We start from the raw sequence: 3,046 nt of genomic DNA, 5'->3' as shown, positions 1-3,046 counted from the left end.
TCCGTACCTTGAAAACCGAATACCAAGAGAAACATCAGACAAGAAGGGAAGCCGAAAGGCAGACCGGAAAGTCAAGAGACATCAAAGAAGAAGAAATAAAACCTATCAATATGTCACGCTAGGCATATGAATAGGAAAGGGTTAAGCAAAGAAAGGCACAGGGTGGATGCCCTGGCACTGGGAGCCGAAGAAAGACGTGATAAGCTGCGAAAAGCTGCGGGGAGTGGCAAATACACTGTAATCCGCAGATATCTGAATGGGGAAACCCACGCAGGAAGCCCCTGCGTATCCGTAACTGAATCCATAGGTTGCGGAGGGGAACCCGGCGAACTGAAACATCTAAGTAGCCGGAGGAAAAGAAAACAAAAGTGATTCCCGAAGTAGCGGCGAGCGAAACGGGATTAGCCCAAACCGTTATGCGAGTCATAGCGGGGTAAGGACTGCCAAAAGGACTGAGGAATGTAACGGAACAGGCATGGGAAGGCCGGCCAAAGAGGGTGAGAGCCCCGTAGGTGAAACAGGAAACAGGCAGGCAGGATCCAGAGTACTGCGGGGCACGAGAAACCTTGCAGGAAGATACGGGGACCACCCCGAAAGGCTAAATACTACCCAGTGACCGATAGAGAATAGTACTGTGAAGGAAAGGTGAAAAGGACCCCGGGAGGGGAGTGAAAGAGAACCTGAAACCCTGTGTCCACAAGCTGTGGAAGTATGGAAACGTACAACCGCGTACTTTTTGTAGAACGGTCCGGCGAGTTGCGTGTGCAGGCAAGGTTAAGCCGCTAAGCGGTGGAGCCGAAGTGAAAGCGAGCGTTAATAGCGCGATATAGTCAGCAGACGCAGACCCGAAACCGGGTGACCTATCCATGTCCAGGCTGAAGCTGCCGTAAAAGGCAGTGGAGGGCCGAACCCACATCCGTTGAAAAGGGTGGGGATGAGGTGTGGATAGCGGAGAAATTCCAATCGAACTCGGAGATAGCTGGTTCTCCCCGAAATAGCTTTAGGGCTAGCCCTTCATATACCTAATGGAGGTAGAGCACTGAATTTCCTAGGGGGCGTCAAAGCCTACCGAAGAATATCAAACTCCGAATGCCATAAAGGAAAAGTGAAGGAGTCAGACTACACGAGATAAGTCGGGTGGTCAAAAGGGAAAGAGCCCAGACCCGCAGCTAAGGCCCCAAAGTGTGTGTTAAGTGGAGAAGGATGTGGGGTTCCGAAGACAGCCAGGATGTTGGCTCAGAAGCAGCCATACATTAAAAGAGTGCGTAATAGCTCACTGGCCGAGGGGCCCTGCGCCGAAAATGTCCGGGGCTGAAACACACCGCCGAAGCTCGGGGATTGCACGGAAGTGTAATCGGTAGGGGAGCATCGTTAACACGGAGAAGCTAAAGCCGAAAGGCATAGTGGAGAGTTAGGGAGAGAGAATGCCGGAATGAGTAGCGAGATGGAGGTGAGAATCCTCCAGGCCGAATATCCAAGGATTCCGGGGTAAAGCTGATCTGCCCCGGGTAAGTCGGGACCTAAGGCGAGGCCGGAAGGCGCAGCCGATGGAGAGCAGGTGGAGATTCCTGCACTACTATATAACAGAACTGTGGGGACGCATGTAAGGAGCGTGAGCCGGGAAAGGGAAGACCGGTGCAAGCGGAGGAGCGGGTGCAAAGGAAAAGCCGTGCACAGAAAGCGGAGCCGTTAAGCGGAGCGAAAGAAAGTAGCGAAGTACGCAAGGTATGTGCCAAGAAAAGCCGCTATTGTTTGTATAGTACCCGTACCGTAAACCGACACAGGTGGATGAGGAGAGAATCCTAAGGCCGACGGGAGAAGCATTGTTAAGGAACTCGGCAAAATAGCCCCGTAACTTCGGGAGAAGGGGCGCCTGCTTAGGCAGGCCGCAGTGAACAGGCCCAAGCAACTGTTTAGCAAAAACACAGGTCTATGCGAAACCGGAAGGTGAGGTATATGGGCTGACGCCTGCCCGGTGCTGGAAGGTTAAGAGGAGGAGTCAGGAGACGAAGCTCTGAATTTAAGCCCCAGTAAACGGCGGCCGTAACTATAACGGTCCTAAGGTAGCGAAATTCCTTGTCGGGTAAGTTCCGACCCGCACGAAAGGCGTAATGATTTGGGCGCTGTCTCAACAATGGACCCGGTGAAATTGAAGTGCCAGTGAAGATGCTGGCTACCCGCGCCAGGACGGAAAGACCCCATGGAGCTTTACTCCAGCTTGATGCTGGGATTTGGTGCTGTATGTACAGGATAGGTGGGAGGCAGAGATAGAAGGACGCCAGTTCTTAAGGAGCCGCCGTTGGGATACCACCCTTGCAGCATTGGATTTCTAACCTGCGCCGGATACCCGGCGGGGGACAACGTCTGGCGGGGAGTTTGACTGGGGCGGTCGCCTCCGAAAGGGTATCGGAGGCGCTCAAAGGTCCCCTCAGGATGGACGGGAACCATCCGCAGAGTGCAAAGGCATAAGGGGGCCTGACTGTGACACCGACGGGTGGAGCAGGCAGGAAACTGGGACTTAGTGATCCGGTGGTATTAAGTGGGAAAGCCATCGCTCAACGGATAAAAGCTACCCTGGGGATAACAGGCTGATCACTCCCAAGAGTTCACATCGACGGAGTGGTTTGGCACCTCGATGTCGGCTCATCGCATCCTGGGGCTGAAGCAGGTCCCAAGGGTTGGGCTGTTCGCCCATTAAAGCGGTACGCGAGCTGGGTTCAGAACGTCGTGAGACAGTTCGGTCCCTATCCGGCGCGGGCGCAGGATATATGAGGGGAGCCGTCCTTAGTACGAGAGGACCGGGACGGACGGGCCGCTGGTGAACCTGTTGGGGACCAACCCCACAGCAGGGTAGCCAAGCCCGGGAGGGATAAACGCTGAAGGCATCTAAGCGTGAAGCCCACCCCGAGATGAGATATCCGAGACAAAAGTCGAAGGCCCCTTAGAGAGAATGAGGTAGATAGGCCTGAGGTGTAGGCACAGTAATGTGCAGAGCTGACAGGTACTAATAGGCCGGAAGCTTAACCGAGAAGATGTGAGGATGTGG

The 3,046-nt window shown here is 54.2% G+C and carries 1 rRNA gene; it reads left to right on the top strand.

Annotation, left to right across the window (positions count from 1 at the left end):
- The first annotated feature begins 139 nt into the window (after positions 1–139).
- Positions 140–3,028: ribosomal RNA gene (locus D5281_RS24015) — 23S ribosomal RNA — on the top strand.
- The last annotated feature ends 18 nt before the right edge of the window (positions 3,029–3,046 follow it).

This window comes from Parablautia muri, from assembly GCF_009917485.1.
Taxonomy (GTDB): Bacteria; Bacillota; Clostridia; order Lachnospirales; family Lachnospiraceae; genus Suilimivivens; species Suilimivivens muri.
The sequence above is the reverse complement of the archived record's forward strand: the minus strand, read 5'-3'. Positions and strand labels throughout refer to the sequence as shown.